The organism is Salipiger abyssi (assembly GCF_017311415.1).
Classification (GTDB): domain Bacteria; phylum Pseudomonadota; class Alphaproteobacteria; order Rhodobacterales; family Rhodobacteraceae; genus Salipiger; species Salipiger abyssi_A.
Map to the genome: position 1 here is coordinate 1 of NZ_JAEKIS010000009.1, position 13,657 is coordinate 13,657.

Below are 13,657 nucleotides of genomic sequence, written 5' to 3' on the forward strand. Positions count from 1 at the left end.
GCCGCCTACTTCGCCAAGGACCAACTGTGATGTTTGGGTTTGTAGCGAAGCACCGAGGGGTCTGGCCCGTAAGTTGGATGTGTGATGCGCTCGGTGTGTCACGAAGCGGCTTCCATGCCGTCATACCGCCCCGCAAGAACGCGAAGCCGTGGAAGACCATCACCGCCGGAGCCATGGCGCGAAACGAGGCTCTGCGCGCGGCGAAATACCTGGGCCGCGCGCTCTGGAGATGATGGAGCGGATACCACCGCCGAAGCCGCGTCGAGACAAAAAAATGCACTGTGTGAAGTTGCTGGGGCAGCGCCTTGTGGCGCTCAGGTCGCTGAACTCCAGGTCCGCATCGCCGTCCTGAACGGATACACCGCGCTTGGCATACCCGTCACGGAAGCTGTGGGATAAGTTCTTCTGGGGAAAGGGGAGCCTCGGCCATCACCCGATTTGTACAACAGAGTCTGGCCGACCAGCTGCAGGGCGCCTCTGCGTGCGCCGTTCCAAGTGATCATCGGATAGTGGCAAAGGGCGAGGCTATGTTCGCCGTCCTGGATCTCGGCCATGTACTCGGTGCTTGCCCAGGGGAGAGAGATGACCGCTTCATCGTCGTGGTTGCCAATGATCAGATGCTTGCGACCGGGGAGGCTGTGAAACCAGCTCTCGAACTGTGCATTATCATCAGCGCGGCCAAAGGCGAAATCACCCAAAATCCAGAGGTCATCATCGTGCGCGACGCAGGCCTGGAAGTTGGCGATCAGGGCTGCGTTCATCTCCGCGGTTGAGGCGAAGGGGCGCTTGCAGAAGTCGATGATGCGGTGGTGGCCGAAGTGCAGGTCGGCCGTATACCAGTTGGCATAGCTGTGCCCTCCCGTGTTCGTCAGACCTCAGTTTAGGGACGACATCATACGGGCGCAAATGTCTGTCAGTTCAGAGGGATTCTGGATGGTGAGACGTTTGGAATATCAGCAGATGCCAGTCTTGCCCGGGCAAGATGCCAAGTGGAACCGGATAGGTTCCAATCTTCGGCGAACGTCACAATTAGGAAACTGGCTGGGGTGGCAGGATTCGAACCTGCGGTACGCGGTACCAAAAACCGTTGCCTTACCACTTGGCTACACCCCAACCGTGGCGGCGGTCTTACGCTACCCGTTCACGGGGATCAAGACCTCCAATCGCAAAAAAATGCGCCTTTCTCGCGAAGCCGTCAGCGCGGGCCTGCAACGCTCTCGGCCTCGTGAAAGGCGTGCTGCCCGCGACCAAGCCGTTTGGCGGTGTAAAGCGCGATATCCGCTTGTTCCAGAAGCGCTTCGGCGGCCTGTGGCGCATCGTTTCCCGGCCGGTTCAGGGCGATACCGATACTGGCCGAAACCCGGCACAGCGCGTCGTCGAGCGGGATCGGTCGCTCGATCCGGCGGATCAGCCGCTCGGCCAGTTCCGACAGCCGCGCGACATCGGTCAGCCCGGCCAGCAGGATCACGAACTCGTCGCCGCCGACCCGTGCCACGGTGTCCTCCTTGCGGGTCAGATCGAGCATGATGCGCGCCACCGCCTGCAAAACCTGATCCCCCGCCGCATGGCCGCGCGTATCGTTCACCTGCTTGAAGAAATCGAGGTCGAGATGCAGCACCGCGAACTGTTCGCCGCCGCGGAGCAGCCGGTGCAGCACGTGATCCATGGCGCGTCGGTTGCGCAGCCCCGTCAGCGTGTCGGTATAGGCGCGCTGCTCGGCCGCGAGCATGGCGCCCTGAAGCCGGCGGTTGAGCGTGCGCGAGGCCTCCATCGCCGCGGATTTCGCCTCCACCAGATAGAGCATGTCGATGGCCAGATCGGTGACCGCGAAATCGGTGCTGGTCAGCGCGTGCAGCCGCACCGCATCGACCACGCTGATCCCGAAGGAGAGATTGACGATCGCCCCGCCCTCCCCGTCGGGCATCGCCAGACCCTTCAGCGTCATGCGCGGCCCGCAGCAGAGCCGCAATTGCAGCTTGCGGCCCGCCATCTCCAGCAGTGACGGCAGTGTGGTCACGCGTTTGGGGCGGAAGACCTGGATCACCTCGGCAAAGGGCATGCCGCGCCCGCAGCGCCCCTCCAGAAGCTTGTGCAGTGTCGGCCCCAGGCGCCGCACGCACCCATCCGCCCCGATCTGGAGATACATCGGGCAGAGCGTGTCCATGGTTTCCGGTGGCAGGCTCATAACGCGGAACTCCGTCGTGCCGGCAGCGCCGCGCCGAGATCAAAATCCCGCCCCTCGGCGAAATCGGTTTCGACCACGGTAATGTCGACGATCTCGGCCCCGTCGAGCGCGCCGCGATGGTCGAGGATCACCAGCGCACCGTAATCGTCGGCCATCGCCCGCAGCACCCCCACCAGCACATGGCCAAAACCCGGCAGATCACGCAGGCTGCCATGGCAGGAGAGCAGGAACTGACCGGGTGAGGAATCGGTCAGCTCCAGCTCGGGCAGATCGAGATCGGCGACGGCCAGCCGGGCGCGCCCCGGCAGATCCTCCAGCGAATGCAGGAAGTCGATGAAGTCGACCCCGCCATAGCGCATCAGCCGCCTCAGCCCCTCATTGTTGGGGTGGGTGATGAGATAGGTGCCGATATCCTCAAGAATCGCCTCGCGCGGCTTGTCCAGCCGCGTCACGGCGGCGTCGAGCACCTGCTCGACCACGCGGGTCTCGTAGTCGAGCATCGCCTCGAAATCCGCGAAATCGATATCCGCGTTATGCGCGATCTCCTGCCACGCCGTCTGCCCGTAGGTATCCTGCAGGAAACACTGAAGTGTCCTGGCGATCAGCCCGTGCATCGGTTTGTCCTGCTTGCCTGTCGTTGCGTGCAGAGTTGCAGAGCGGGCTTAAGAAGTCGGTAATAGCGACAATTGTCGGCAAAAGCCCTGACCTCAGACGGCACCGAGCCAGGCGGGCAGATGGCCGATATCGGGCAGCACGACATCGGCGAGCGGCGCCAGCTCCGCCGCGCCGATAGGCCCGGTGAGCACCGCCACGGTCTGCATCCCCGCCGCCCGACCGGCGGAAAGATCGTGCGGGCTGTCGCCGACCATGACGACGCGTCCGGGCAACAGACCCACCGCATCGGCAAAGGCCAGAAGCGGCGCCGGGTCCGGCTTGGCGCCAAAGCCACTGTCGAAACCGGCGATAAAGCGGAAAGCCATCTCGATCCCGGCGCTGCGCAGATGCGCGCGTGCGGCGATCTCGGCGTCGTTGGTCATCACCCCCAGCGCCAGCCCCAGCGCGTCGAGCCGCGCCATCAGCGGCACCAGCGGCACCGCCTCGATCAGCGGCGCCTCGCTGCCGGTTTCCGTGAGGTAGCGCTCGACCTCCTCGGCCACCAGATGCGGCAGCGCGCCGGCCAGGCACTCCGCCGCCTCGCGGTTGGTGCCGGCCACCACCGGACTGTCGGGCAGAAACGCGCCCTGCACCAGATCGAAGCGCGACGCGGTGGCCAAAGCGCTCAGCGACGCATCGCAGCCGCCCGCGAGCTCGCGCAGCGCATTATGGCCCCAGGCGTTCCAGGTGGCGCCGAATTCGAACAGGGTGCCGTCCTTGTCAAACAGCACCGCATCGGCGCGCAGGCTCATGTCCAGTGCACCTCGCCGCCGCCGGGCAGCATGGCGCGGGCGGCGCGCGGGCGCTCGTAATCGAGCCCCTCCGCCTCGCAGAACGCCGACACCCAGGCATCGTCCATCAGGATGAAATCCAGCACTGCGCCCTGAAAGCCCGGATCCTCAAGCCCGGCGCGGAACTCCTCCACGGAGGCCCCGGTCGCGCCGAGAAACACCGGCAAGAGCTCTTCGTTCGCCGCCAGCCAGGCGACGGCCCGCAAACCGATCAGTTCGGCGGATTCCCGCGACAGCATGATTTCGCCTCAAATCCGAAAGAGTTTGTTAACCGTTTCTAAGGAAGACTGGCATCAACAGGAAGCGCAAGCCATGCGCCTGCCTACCCCATGGCCGGGACTGGTTCAATGACGGGAAGGATACTGATCGCCGATGGTGTGCCCACCAATCGGATTTTGCTGCGGGTTGCCCTGAACACCGCGTTCTACAGCGTGTCGCAGGCCGGCACCGGGGCGGAGGCGCTGGTCGCGGTCCGGCGCGATCCGCCGCATCTGGTGATCGCCTCGACAGAGCTGCCGGATATGAGCGCGGAGGATTTCTGCACCCGGCTGCGCGCCCTGCCCGGTGCCGCCGGAACCCAGGTGATCCTCGTGCATCCCGATCCCGACCGTGCGCAGCGTCTGCGCGCGTTGGCCGCCGGCGCCGACGACGCCATCGCGCGGCCGGTCGGCGAACAGGTGCTGCTCGCCCGCATCCGCAACCTGCTGCGCGCCCGCCTCGCGGAGGATGAGTTGCAGCTGCGCGACGACACCCGCCGTGCGCTCGGCCTGTCCGAGCCGCCTGCGGGATGGCAGAGCCCGGCACGCGTCGCGGTGGTGCCCGTCGATCCCGATCTCAACCTCTACGAGGGGCTCGCGGCGCTGCGCCGCGGGCTGCCCGACAAATTCGACCCGATCCCTCCAGAAGAGGTCCTGCGCGCCGATCCGGCCCCGGAAGTCTTTGTCATCGTCGATACCGGGGCGGCGCCGAGCAGCGGGCTGAACCTGCTCACGCAGCTGCGTGCGAGCCCGGCACGGCGGCATTCCGCGATCATCTACATCACAGGCAGGGACGCCGTGCAGCTGGGGATCAGCGCCCTGGATCTCGGCGCCAACGACCTGCTGGAAAACGGCTTCGACGCCGAAGAGCTGGTGCTGCGCCTGCCGCGCCAGATCGCACGCAAACGCACAGCCGACCGGCTACGCGCCAATATGCGCCAGGGGCTGCGCGCGGCGGTGACCGATCCGCTGACCGGGCTCTACAACCGCCGCTACGCCCTGCCCCATCTCGCCCGGCTGTCGGAGCACTCAGCAGGGCGGAGCCGGCCCTATGCGCTGCTGCTCGCCGATCTCGACCATTTCAAGCGGATCAATGACAGCCATGGACACACCGCCGGCGATGCGGTGCTGATCGAGGTGGCGCGGCGGATCTCTGAAAACCTGCGGGCGGCGGATCTGGTGGCACGCATCGGCGGCGAGGAGTTTCTCGTTGCGATGCCGGATACCGGGCGAGAGGCGGCACTGCGCACCGCCGACCGGTTGCGGCGGGTGATCGAGTGCAGCACCGTGAGCCTGCCCGGCGGCGGCGCGCGCATCGGCACCACGGTCAGCATCGGTGTGGCAATGGCGCGGCATGGCGTGACCGAACGGCCCGAAACCCTGCTCGACCGTGCCGACCGGGCGCTGTATCTGGCCAAGGGTGCCGGGCGCAACCGGATCGCGCTGGCCGCCGATGACGACCCGGGCGCGGCAGACCGCGCCGCCTCCGCGCTGAGCTGACGCCCTGCGCCGGCTCAGCGGCGGTATTTCTGGAACCGCTCCGCCATCTCGTCGATTTCAGCCTCGAGCCGGTCGGCATAGGCCACGCGCGCCTCTGGCGGCAGCGAGGCCACATAATCGATCAGCACGCGCTGGCCTGCCGCCTGCCGCGCCTCGGCGCGGGCGCTCTGCGCGTCGAGCGCGGCACTGAAGGCCTGCGGATCGAAGGGCTCGGCGCGCAAGACGTCAAGCGCCGCGCGATAGCCGCCGAGCAGGCCGCCATGCATCGGCGCGCGGGCGCGGTCCCGCTCGAAGGCGCCGCGCAGATTTCGGCCCAGCTCGCGGCGCTGCCCCTCGTCGAAGGCGCGGGTATAGGGAAAGACGAAGTCGCGCCCATGCGGCGGCCCGGCCCGGTCGAAGGGCGGGCGCAGCAGCACGGCGCCGAGCACCACCCCCACCACCGCGAGGTTCGCCGCCAGAGAGGCGAAAAGCGCGAGGCGCAGCCAGCGCGCCGATTTCTTAGGTGTTTTCGCGTCGTCACTCATCGGTCAAAGCCCCAGCATGGCGTAATCGAACCCGCTTGCCGGTTCGAGCGCCGTGATCGCGTCGCCCTCGGAGACCGACAGCCAGTCCGGCAGCCCCGAGGGTGCCGCCGCGCCGAACCAGATGCCCGTGGCGCAGGCCGCCGCCAGACCGGCCATGGCCGGCCAGCCGCCAAGCGCCGCAAGCATCTCGCGCAACCGGCCGCGGCGCGCAGGCTGCGGCACAGGAACCTCGACCGCCCGGGGCGCGGGCTGTTCCTCCAGCGCCATCGCCTCCATCCGCGCGAGCCAGTCTCCCGACGGCGCCGGCGCCTCGGCGCGGCCCGCCTCGAACCAGGGGGCCAGCCCCCCTTCCTCCGCCTTGCGCTTGTCAGTCATCGTCATATCCCAACTCCGCGCGCCTGGAGCGCAACAGCCCCTCCAGCGCCTTGCGGCCGCGCGCGGTCAGACTTTCGACCGCACGCACGCCAATGTCCATGATCGCGGCGATCTCGGGGTTCGAAAGCCCCTCGAGATGCCGCAGTACCACCGCCTGTTTCTGCCGTTCGGGCAATGTGTCGAGCGCCGCCTGCAAGGCCGCGCCACGGGCGCTTTCCTGCAATTCACTCTCTGCCGAAGGCGCCGGATCGGCGGGTTCGGCAATCGCGTCGAGATCGACAGTGCCACCGCGTCGCCGGCGCATGCGGTCGATGCAGAGGTTCGACACCACCCGGTAGAGCCAGGTCGAGACCTTCGCCTCGCCCTCGCGCCAGCCCGGCGCCGCGCGCCAGAGCCGCAAGAGCGCCTCCTGCGCCACGTCCTCGGCCTCGGCCCGGTCCTTCAGCATGCGCATGGCGAGACCGAAAGCCCGCGGCCCCAGCCGCAGCGTCAGCGCACGCGCCGCCGCCGGCTCGCCCGCCGCATAGGCCGCAAGCAGGGACTCATCGCTCCTGTCACTCATCGCGTCATACGGCATCCGGTCCATCCCAATGCGCTAGCCCGAAGCCGGGCCCGGCGCAACGGTCCCGGGCGGCAGGCGCCGCCCGGTGCCTCGCCTCGGCTCAGCGGTTCCAGCGCGGCATCTGACCGCAATCGCCCGGGCGCATGCCGCCCTGCGGGCCGTACCCTTGCGGGCCGTATCCTTGGTGGCCATAGCCCTGCGGTCCATAGCCCTGGCCATGCATATACATACCGTGGCCGTAATGGCCGTGCGGCGCGCCCCAATGACCGTGCATATACTGGCGGTTCATGTCAGGGCCGCGCTGGCGGTCGTCCGGACGGTTCATCCGCATGCGCGAGCCATTGCCCTGCCGACCGAAATCGAAGGCGCCCATTTCCTCCTCGCTCACCGCTCCGTCATTATCGGTGTCGAGACGGTCGAACATGCGCTGCGGACCCTGCGCGGTCGCCTGAAGCTCTTCAAGGCTCAGCTTGCCGTCGCCATCGGTATCGAAGCGTTGCAGCATGCGCTGCTGGCGCTGCGCCTCGCGGGCAGCCTGGCGGGCGGCCTGAAAGGCGGTCAATTCGTCGCCTTCGAGCAGCCCGTCATCATTGGCGTCCGCATCCGCAAAAGCCGAGCCCGGCCCCATCGCCTCCAGCTCCGCTTGCGTGACGCTGCCGTCGCCATCGGTGTCGAGCCGTTCGAACATCTGCTGGAACATCGGCGCGCGGCCCTGGGCGTTGCCGCCCTGCCCGTTGCCGCCCGGAAAGGCCGAGGCAAGACCCGCGGTGCCCATCACGAGGATGGCGGCACCGGTAAGAAGTTTGGTCATGCGTGTCATCGCTGCGATCTCCTGTCTGTCGCGTCTGTGTCGGCATCCTCTCCGGCGCCGATCTGTTCCTTGCACGCGCCAGCACCGCCATCCCGTCGAAAATATTTGCATGCGCCGGTTCCAACCGCGACAAACAAAGATGTATGCTTCACCCCCGTTTGCGACATCGCGCCGCAAGGACAGTCTGCCCACTTTTTTGTTACGCCCCCCTGCTGCACCGTGCCGGGAGGAGACGAGGAACCCGATGTCCGAAATGACGCAACACGAAACCGCCGCAGAGACCGCCCGCCCCAGCGACCCCGCCGAGGTGGCGCTCGATGCCGCCCCCGACACCAGCGCCGCCGCCACGCAGGAGGAGCGCGAGACCTGGCCCGCGGTGTGGAAAGGCTTTCGCCGGCGCTGCCCGAATTGCGGCACGGGCCCGATCCTGAGCAGCTATCTCAAGGTGCGCGACCATTGCCCGGTCTGCCGCGAAGAGCTGTTCCACCATCGCGCCGATGACGGTCCGGCCTACCTGACCATCCTGATCGTCGGCCATATCATGGCGCCGGCACTGCTTTGGGTATTCACCACCTGGCGCCCGGAGCCGCTGATCCTGATTACCATTTTCTCCATTGGCTGCATCGGCTTGTCGCTCTATCTTCTGCCGAGGCTGAAAGGGGCGATCGTGGCATTCCAGTGGGCGCGCCACATGCACGGGTTCTAGCGTGAGGAGGCGCGGCACCCGCGCCGCGCCCAGGCGTCAGGAGGAGGACGAGGCATCGACAAGACGGCGATCCGAGACGCGGCCACGGTGATCGTGATGCGCGACCGCGACAGCGCACCGCGCATCCTGATGGGCCAGCGCGGCGCCGCTGCGGCCTTCATGCCCAACAAATTCGTCTTTCCCGGCGGGGCGGTAGACCGCGAAGACGCCGATGTGCCGCTGACCCGGCCGCTGCCGCCGCTTTGCCAGACCCGGCTGTCCGAGGATTCGCGCGCCGGCATGGCGCATCCGCTGGCGGTGGCGGCGATTCGCGAGCTCTGGGAGGAAACCGGCCTGATCCTCGGCGCCCCCGGCGACTGGGCCGACCCGCCCGCCGACTGGCGCAGCTTTGCCGCCACCGGCCATGTGCCCGATGCGTCGGCGCTGCGCTTCGTGTTCCGCGCCATCACACCGCCGGGCCGTCCGCGCCGCTTCGACGCCCGGTTCTTTCTCGTCGATGCCGATGCCATCGCCACCAACCCCGACGATTTCTCCGCCGCCAGCGACGAGTTGAGCCACCTGCAATGGATCGGGCTGGAGGAGCTGAGGCATTTCGACATGCCCTTCATCACCGAGGTGGTCCTTGCCGAGGTCACCGCGCTGACCCATGACGGCGCCCCGCCGGCGTCGGTGCCGTTTTTCCGCAACGATGACGAGGAAAGCCTGTTCCTGCGCCTCAAGGGCTATCCGATGACCGAGTGAGGCGGTGGTGGTTCAGGGTTTTTCGCGCGGCGGCGGCTGGCGGAGAGACGGTCATGCGAACGGTGGGCAGATTGCCCACCCTACCTTACCCGAACGCTGCCTCTTAGGGTGGGCAATCTGCCCACCGAACCGTCAACCTAACCGTCGGCTCAGAGATATCCGCGCCAAGCCAGTAGTCCCAAAACCAGCACAAAGACCACCAACAGGTTCAGCATCACCGCTGCGAGCAGCGCCAGCCACCTCCCCCGCCGCCGATCCGCAATATCGAGACGCTTGAGATGCAACTCAACACGCCCCGCCGCGGCGAGAACGGCGGCCCGGTCGATCATCCGCGCAAGCCGGGGATGGCCCGCCATATGGCGCGCCTCGGCCACTTTTTCCAGATCGCCGCGCAGTGCCCGCGGCAGCGCCCGGCGCGCCCGTGCCGCACGCCCCTCGAGCGCACCGCGCCGCAACGACAGCTTTTCCTCGAAAAGCCGCTCGAGCCGCGCCACCGCGCCGCCGATCTCCGGATCCACCATCATCGTCATGCCCGCCAGATCTGCGCAAATCCGCGCCCGATGCAAGCCCTTCGCGCGCGCCTGCGCAAAAACCGCGAAGGGAGCGCCCTGCCCCATTCCCTTCGCCGCGCGCATCTCCTAGACAGAGCGCATGCTGAATACGATCCTGCATGGCACGCCCGGTGCCGAACCGCCGCTTCTCATCGTCCACGGCCTCTTCGGCTCCGCCCGCAACTGGGGGGTGATCGCCAAGCGGCTGTCCGACGAGCGTCAGGTGATCGCCGTCGACCAGCGCAATCATGGCGAGTCGGCCTGGACCGAGAGCCACAGCTATCCCGACATGGCGGCGGATCTCGCCGAGGTGATCGATGCCCATGGCGGACGCGCCGACGTGCTCGGCCATTCCATGGGCGGCAAGGCGGCGATGGTGCTGGCGCTGACCCGGCCCGAGATGGTGGACCGTCTGATCCTCGCCGATATCGCGCCGGTGACCTACGAGCATTCGCAGATGCAATATGTCGATGCCATGCGCGCGGTCGATCTATCGCGGGTCGAGAAACGCTCCGATGCCAGCGAGCAGCTCGCCCGCACTGTGCCCGACCCGACGCTTCAGGCCTTCTTCACCCAGTCGCTCGACGTCAAGGAGAAGCGCTGGAAGCTCAATCTCGACCTGCTGGCCAGGGAGATGCCCAAGATCCTCTCCTTCCCCAAGATCGACGGCCGGTTCGACGGCCCCACCCTGTTCCTTTCCGGCGCTGAGAGCGACTACGTCAAACGCGACTACCGCGACCGGATCCTGACGCTGTTCCCCGCCGCGCGCTTTGCCAAGATCCCCGGCGCGGGGCACTGGCTGCACGCGGAAAAGCCGCGCGAATTCGAGGCGGCGGTGCGCGCCTGCCTCGCCGCCGAGCGCTGACAGTTTCACGATTTCCGAAACTGGGCGCTACTCCCCCGCCAGCACCCGCAGCTCGCCTTCGAGCCAGGGAAGCTGGCGCAGCGCCGGGTCGATGACCAGTTCCGAGACCAGCTTGCGCATGGTGCGCGCCACATCGCGCGGCACCCGGTCGCTCCAGTCCGAGGCCGCAAACAGCGAGATCGTGCGCGCGAAGGGCTGCACCGGCAGCGGATGCGCCTCCATCCGGTCGTGCAGCCGGCCCGCGCGCATATAACCCAGCGGCGTGGTGATGCTCCAGCCCACCCCGCGCGCCACCAGCGTCATCAGCGACAGATGCGCGCCGATCTCGAACCGTTCGGGGAATTCCAGTTGTTGCCGCGCCAGATGCGCCTCGATCTGCCGCCCGATGAGCTGCTCGCGATCGTAGCGCAGCATCGGCAGCGCGCGCATCAGCGCCTCTGCCCCGCCCGCCTCGGCCAGCGCGCCGCGGGCGCAGACCAGCACGAAAGGATCGCGCACCAGCGGGTATTCCACCACCCCGTCCAGCACCGCGCCGGAGCTTGCCGCGATGGCGATATGCAGCTTGCGCTCGCGCATCGCCTGGGCGATCTCGTGGCTCGGCGCGGTGACCAGCTTGAAGCGGCAGCGGGTCATGTTCTCGGCGAGAATCGTCACAAGCTGCGGCGTCAGATCGTTGTCGAAATCGTCGATCACGCCAAGATTCAGCGTGCTGAGATGGGTGAGATCCATCACCGTCAGCTCGTTCTGCGCCAGCCGCAGCTGGCCCAGCACGCTCTGGGTGCGCAGCAGGAAGGAGCGCCCGGCGGGGGTGAGCTGCATCGGCCGGCGGCCGTGATCGACCAGCTCCGCCCCCAGCGCCGCCTCGAGATTGCGCATCTGCTGGCTGACGGCGGGCTGGCTGAGCCCGGTCAGGTCGGCGGCCTGTGCCACCGAGCCGCTCGCGGCCAGCGCCTCGAACACTTCGAGCCCGCGCAGGGTCACCCCTTTCATCAGCATGGCCATCCTCCGCCGCGCCGCCCATGCCAGAGGGGCGACTTTCACCTTTTGTGAAACTCCGGGCGGTCGGGGTCAAGCGCGCAGGCGGCAGACCCGCCCGTGCCGTGCGGGGCTCAGACGCCCTTGCACATACGCTCGGCGCGGTCGACGAAGGCGCTGTAGCGCTTCCAGAAGGCCTCGTGGCTGGCGCGGTCGGACTGGCGGATCTCCTGCGCGCGATGCGGATCGCGGTAGAACCCCACGGCCATGCGCTGGTCGCCATTGCTCAGCTCGACATTGGCGGCGGCCTGGATGCAGCCGCAGAGCTGCGGGCTGCGCGCCTTGCGGTCGGACGAGATACAGGCATCGCTGATCGGTCCGCTCGCCATGCGCGTCACCCGGTAATCGCTGCGCGAGCCGCCGCCGCCGCATCCCGCGACCACGGCCAGCACCACTACAAAGGAAATCGCTCTCATCCGCCTGCCATCCTTGCGCCTGCTCGTCCCCTCGGGGGCTTTGCGCCCTGCTCTGTGGGGAGGTTTTGACACAAAATGCCCCAAAACGCGGCGGGGTTCAATTCACCAGAGTGTCAGGTGGGCGGTCTGGTGCAGGCCTAGACAGCGCTCGAAAACCAAATGAGATGAAACTATCCCCTCTGAGTCGTCTCGGCATCAGATGACACCGAACAGGAACAGCCCCAGCCTCACCATCTCCGCCAGAAGCGCCGACACTGTCAGGCCCAAGCGAAGCGTTTTGAATTCCGGGCTATCGAAGATCTGCGCGCCCTTCTTACTCGCCTTGTTCAATTCGTCACGAAGGAGCTTGATGCGAGACACCCGATAGAAGATCCGCGTCGTCTCGTCGACTCCGGGCAACGGTGGCGCGCCGCTCGGCGAAGGCTGGGTCGCATCGTTGAGGAGCTGAGGAATATCCGCGCGGAAATCCTCCTGCATGACCTCTTCGGACAGCTCTTCGAGAACCGGCAAAGCATCTTCGAGAAGCGCGCGGTCTTCCTCCGGCAGTTCCCTCAGCTTTTGCTGGGCAAGCCTGTCCCGGTTCTCCGCAACCTCGGGGTGATGCGCCCGGATCGCCAGCGCGCCCTCCTCGACCGCTTCGAGGAGCGCCTGATTGTCGTCGGTCTCCGCGAGTTCCTTGATCTCGAACTGACGCCGCAGGCTGATGGCGACGGAGGTATAGTCCAGCTCGATCCGCTGCGGATCGTTGGCATAGCGGGCATGGGTCCGGCGCAGCACGCGCACGTCGCGCATATCGTCCCGCAAGCCGTTGCGCCCTTGCAGGGCATCGTCCAGCGCATCTTCGGTTCGGGAAAGCATGGCGCCGATGAGCGGTGCGTTCTCCATTGGCGCTGGGTCCACACGGAATTTTCCGGTCTCGGCGTTGAAGGATACCGTTTCCGCAAGTCGTGTTTTATCCGCGAGAAATTCAGCCTCAATCCGCGCGATCTCTTCGGCCACCCGGCGCGGAGCATCCTCGCCGGTCCAGATCTCATCGGGGATCTCGGTGGCGATGCGGTATTGCAGATCGAAATCGAGCGGCTCGCCACGGTCGGCGGCCTCGTACCAGCGGATCCAGAAATCAAAATTCGGATCAGAAGCCGAGATCGGTCTGGATCGTTTCAGGATGTCGGACAGAAAGTCGGGACGTTCGTCACCCCAAAGCAGCCTCGTCCTCAACGCCTCCAAGGAATGATCCGCGTCACTATGGACGGCGGCGAAGGCGGCGGAGCGGGCGGCGTCGGCGGCGGCGGAGCGGGCGGCGTCGGCGGCGGCGGAGCGGGCGGCGTCGGCGGCGGCGGAGCGGAAGGCGGCGGAGCGGGCGGCGGAGCGGGCGGCGGAGCGGGCGGCGTCGGCGGCGGCGGAGCGGAAGGCGGCGGCGGCGAAGGCGGCGTCGGCGGCGGCCTCTTTGATTTCGGGGGTTGGTGAAACAGCCGCAACCCCCGAAATCAGCATCGCACGTCCTGTCGAGAGCGCAAGTCTTCGATGCCTATCGGTGAGGCTGTTGTCGTCCCAAAGCCAGGCGATTGCCCACCAGCCCCGCATCGCCGCCCGCGTCGCGATCATGACGCAGATCTCCTGCGGCTGGGTCTTCAGCCACGCCTCGAATTCGTCGTCGTCCCTAAACGCCACGCCTACCCGCGCC

At 67.2% G+C, this 13,657-nt stretch carries 17 protein-coding genes, 1 tRNA gene and 2 pseudogenes; 6 read left to right on the forward strand and 14 right to left on the reverse strand.

Annotated elements, in window-relative coordinates; genetic code table 11:
- Both I6N89_RS13470 and I6N89_RS13475 read left to right on the forward strand, forming a co-directional pair.
- Nucleotides 1-123, forward strand: a pseudogene (locus I6N89_RS13470) (IS3 family transposase); the annotation flags it as partial.
- Nucleotides 108-399 (forward strand): annotated as a pseudogene (locus I6N89_RS13475) (IS5/IS1182 family transposase); the annotation flags it as partial. The pseudogenes I6N89_RS13470 and I6N89_RS13475, both read left to right, overlap by 16 nt.
- On the opposite strand, the gene I6N89_RS13480 reads toward I6N89_RS13475, so the two are convergent.
- From I6N89_RS13480 to I6N89_RS13505, 6 genes are all read right to left on the reverse strand, one after another.
- Nucleotides 315-761, reverse strand: a complete 447-nt coding sequence (locus tag I6N89_RS13480; protein WP_236016625.1) for a metallophosphoesterase — start codon at nucleotides 759-761, stop codon at nucleotides 315-317. The pseudogene I6N89_RS13475 and the gene I6N89_RS13480 sit on opposite strands and share 85 nt — an antisense overlap.
- A gap of 277 nt (nucleotides 762-1,038) precedes the next feature.
- Nucleotides 1,039-1,113 (reverse strand) — tRNA-Gln (locus tag I6N89_RS13485).
- An 82-nt stretch (nucleotides 1,114-1,195) separates the two neighbouring features.
- Nucleotides 1,196-2,185 carry a GGDEF domain-containing protein gene (locus tag I6N89_RS13490; protein ID WP_207018969.1) on the reverse strand — a complete coding sequence of 330 codons (990 nt, stop codon included), beginning with the start codon at nucleotides 2,183-2,185 and terminating at the stop codon, nucleotides 1,196-1,198.
- Nucleotides 2,182-2,799 carry a heme NO-binding domain-containing protein gene (locus I6N89_RS13495; RefSeq protein ID WP_207018970.1) on the reverse strand — a complete coding sequence of 206 codons (618 nt, stop codon included), beginning with the start codon at nucleotides 2,797-2,799 and terminating at the stop codon, nucleotides 2,182-2,184. The genes I6N89_RS13490 and I6N89_RS13495 overlap by 4 nt, the downstream gene beginning before the upstream one ends.
- Before the next feature lie 93 nt (nucleotides 2,800-2,892).
- Complete coding sequence (locus tag I6N89_RS13500) at nucleotides 2,893-3,591, reverse strand: HAD family hydrolase (protein ID WP_207018971.1); 699 nt, start codon at nucleotides 3,589-3,591, stop codon at nucleotides 2,893-2,895.
- On the reverse strand, nucleotides 3,588-3,872 hold the full coding sequence (locus I6N89_RS13505) for a DUF3572 domain-containing protein (protein ID WP_207019158.1): 285 nt from the start codon (nucleotides 3,870-3,872) through the stop codon (nucleotides 3,588-3,590). Before I6N89_RS13505 ends, I6N89_RS13500 begins: the two co-directional genes overlap by 4 nt.
- A gap of 105 nt (nucleotides 3,873-3,977) precedes the next feature.
- Here I6N89_RS13505 and I6N89_RS13510 point away from each other — a divergent pair, with 105 nt between their 5' ends.
- The gene (locus I6N89_RS13510; protein WP_207018972.1) at nucleotides 3,978-5,387 is read left to right on the forward strand and encodes a diguanylate cyclase; all 1,410 of its coding nucleotides are present in this window, start codon (nucleotides 3,978-3,980) and stop codon (nucleotides 5,385-5,387) included.
- Between the two features lie 14 nt (nucleotides 5,388-5,401).
- Here the strand turns inward: I6N89_RS13510 and I6N89_RS13515 are convergent, their stop codons facing one another.
- The 4 genes from I6N89_RS13515 to I6N89_RS13530 form a co-directional block, all read right to left on the reverse strand.
- Nucleotides 5,402-5,911 (reverse strand): periplasmic heavy metal sensor, encoded by a 510-nt coding sequence (locus tag I6N89_RS13515; protein WP_207018973.1) that lies wholly within the window; start codon nucleotides 5,909-5,911, stop codon nucleotides 5,402-5,404.
- A 3-nt stretch (nucleotides 5,912-5,914) separates the two neighbouring features.
- The gene (locus I6N89_RS13520; protein WP_207018974.1) at nucleotides 5,915-6,292 is read right to left on the reverse strand and encodes a hypothetical protein; all 378 of its coding nucleotides are present in this window, start codon (nucleotides 6,290-6,292) and stop codon (nucleotides 5,915-5,917) included.
- Nucleotides 6,279-6,863: an RNA polymerase sigma factor gene (locus I6N89_RS13525; RefSeq protein WP_419247623.1), complete on the reverse strand. Its 585-nt coding sequence runs from the start codon at nucleotides 6,861-6,863 to the stop codon at nucleotides 6,279-6,281. The genes I6N89_RS13520 and I6N89_RS13525 overlap by 14 nt, the downstream gene beginning before the upstream one ends.
- A gap of 85 nt (nucleotides 6,864-6,948) precedes the next feature.
- Nucleotides 6,949-7,659 carry an EF-hand domain-containing protein gene (locus I6N89_RS13530; RefSeq protein WP_207018976.1) on the reverse strand — a complete coding sequence of 237 codons (711 nt, stop codon included), beginning with the start codon at nucleotides 7,657-7,659 and terminating at the stop codon, nucleotides 6,949-6,951.
- A 244-nt stretch (nucleotides 7,660-7,903) separates the two neighbouring features.
- On the opposite strand from I6N89_RS13530, the gene I6N89_RS13535 reads away from it, so the two are divergent.
- Both I6N89_RS13535 and I6N89_RS13540 read left to right on the forward strand, forming a co-directional pair.
- The gene (locus I6N89_RS13535; RefSeq protein ID WP_207018977.1) at nucleotides 7,904-8,365 is read left to right on the forward strand and encodes a DUF983 domain-containing protein; all 462 of its coding nucleotides are present in this window, start codon (nucleotides 7,904-7,906) and stop codon (nucleotides 8,363-8,365) included.
- A gap of 96 nt (nucleotides 8,366-8,461) precedes the next feature.
- Nucleotides 8,462-9,106: an NUDIX hydrolase gene (locus I6N89_RS13540; protein ID WP_207018978.1), complete on the forward strand. Its 645-nt coding sequence runs from the start codon at nucleotides 8,462-8,464 to the stop codon at nucleotides 9,104-9,106.
- Between the two features lie 149 nt (nucleotides 9,107-9,255).
- Here I6N89_RS13540 and I6N89_RS13545 read toward each other — a convergent pair whose 3' ends face one another.
- Entirely contained in the window at nucleotides 9,256-9,636 is a 381-nt protein-coding gene (locus I6N89_RS13545) for a hypothetical protein (protein ID WP_207018979.1), read from the reverse strand.
- A 121-nt stretch (nucleotides 9,637-9,757) separates the two neighbouring features.
- On the opposite strand from I6N89_RS13545, the gene I6N89_RS13550 reads away from it, so the two are divergent.
- Complete coding sequence (locus I6N89_RS13550) at nucleotides 9,758-10,522, forward strand: alpha/beta fold hydrolase (RefSeq protein ID WP_207018980.1); 765 nt, start codon at nucleotides 9,758-9,760, stop codon at nucleotides 10,520-10,522.
- 27 nt (nucleotides 10,523-10,549) lie between these two features.
- Here I6N89_RS13550 and I6N89_RS13555 read toward each other — a convergent pair whose 3' ends face one another.
- The 3 genes from I6N89_RS13555 to I6N89_RS25475 form a co-directional block, all read right to left on the reverse strand.
- Complete coding sequence (locus tag I6N89_RS13555; RefSeq protein ID WP_207018981.1) at nucleotides 10,550-11,518, reverse strand: LysR family transcriptional regulator; 969 nt, start codon at nucleotides 11,516-11,518, stop codon at nucleotides 10,550-10,552.
- A gap of 113 nt (nucleotides 11,519-11,631) precedes the next feature.
- Nucleotides 11,632-11,973: a hypothetical protein gene (locus I6N89_RS13560; RefSeq protein WP_076705275.1), complete on the reverse strand. Its 342-nt coding sequence runs from the start codon at nucleotides 11,971-11,973 to the stop codon at nucleotides 11,632-11,634.
- A 195-nt stretch (nucleotides 11,974-12,168) separates the two neighbouring features.
- On the reverse strand, nucleotides 12,169-13,644 hold the full coding sequence (locus I6N89_RS25475) for a hypothetical protein (protein WP_236016627.1): 1,476 nt from the start codon (nucleotides 13,642-13,644) through the stop codon (nucleotides 12,169-12,171).
- Nucleotides 13,645-13,657: the final 13 nt, after the last annotated feature.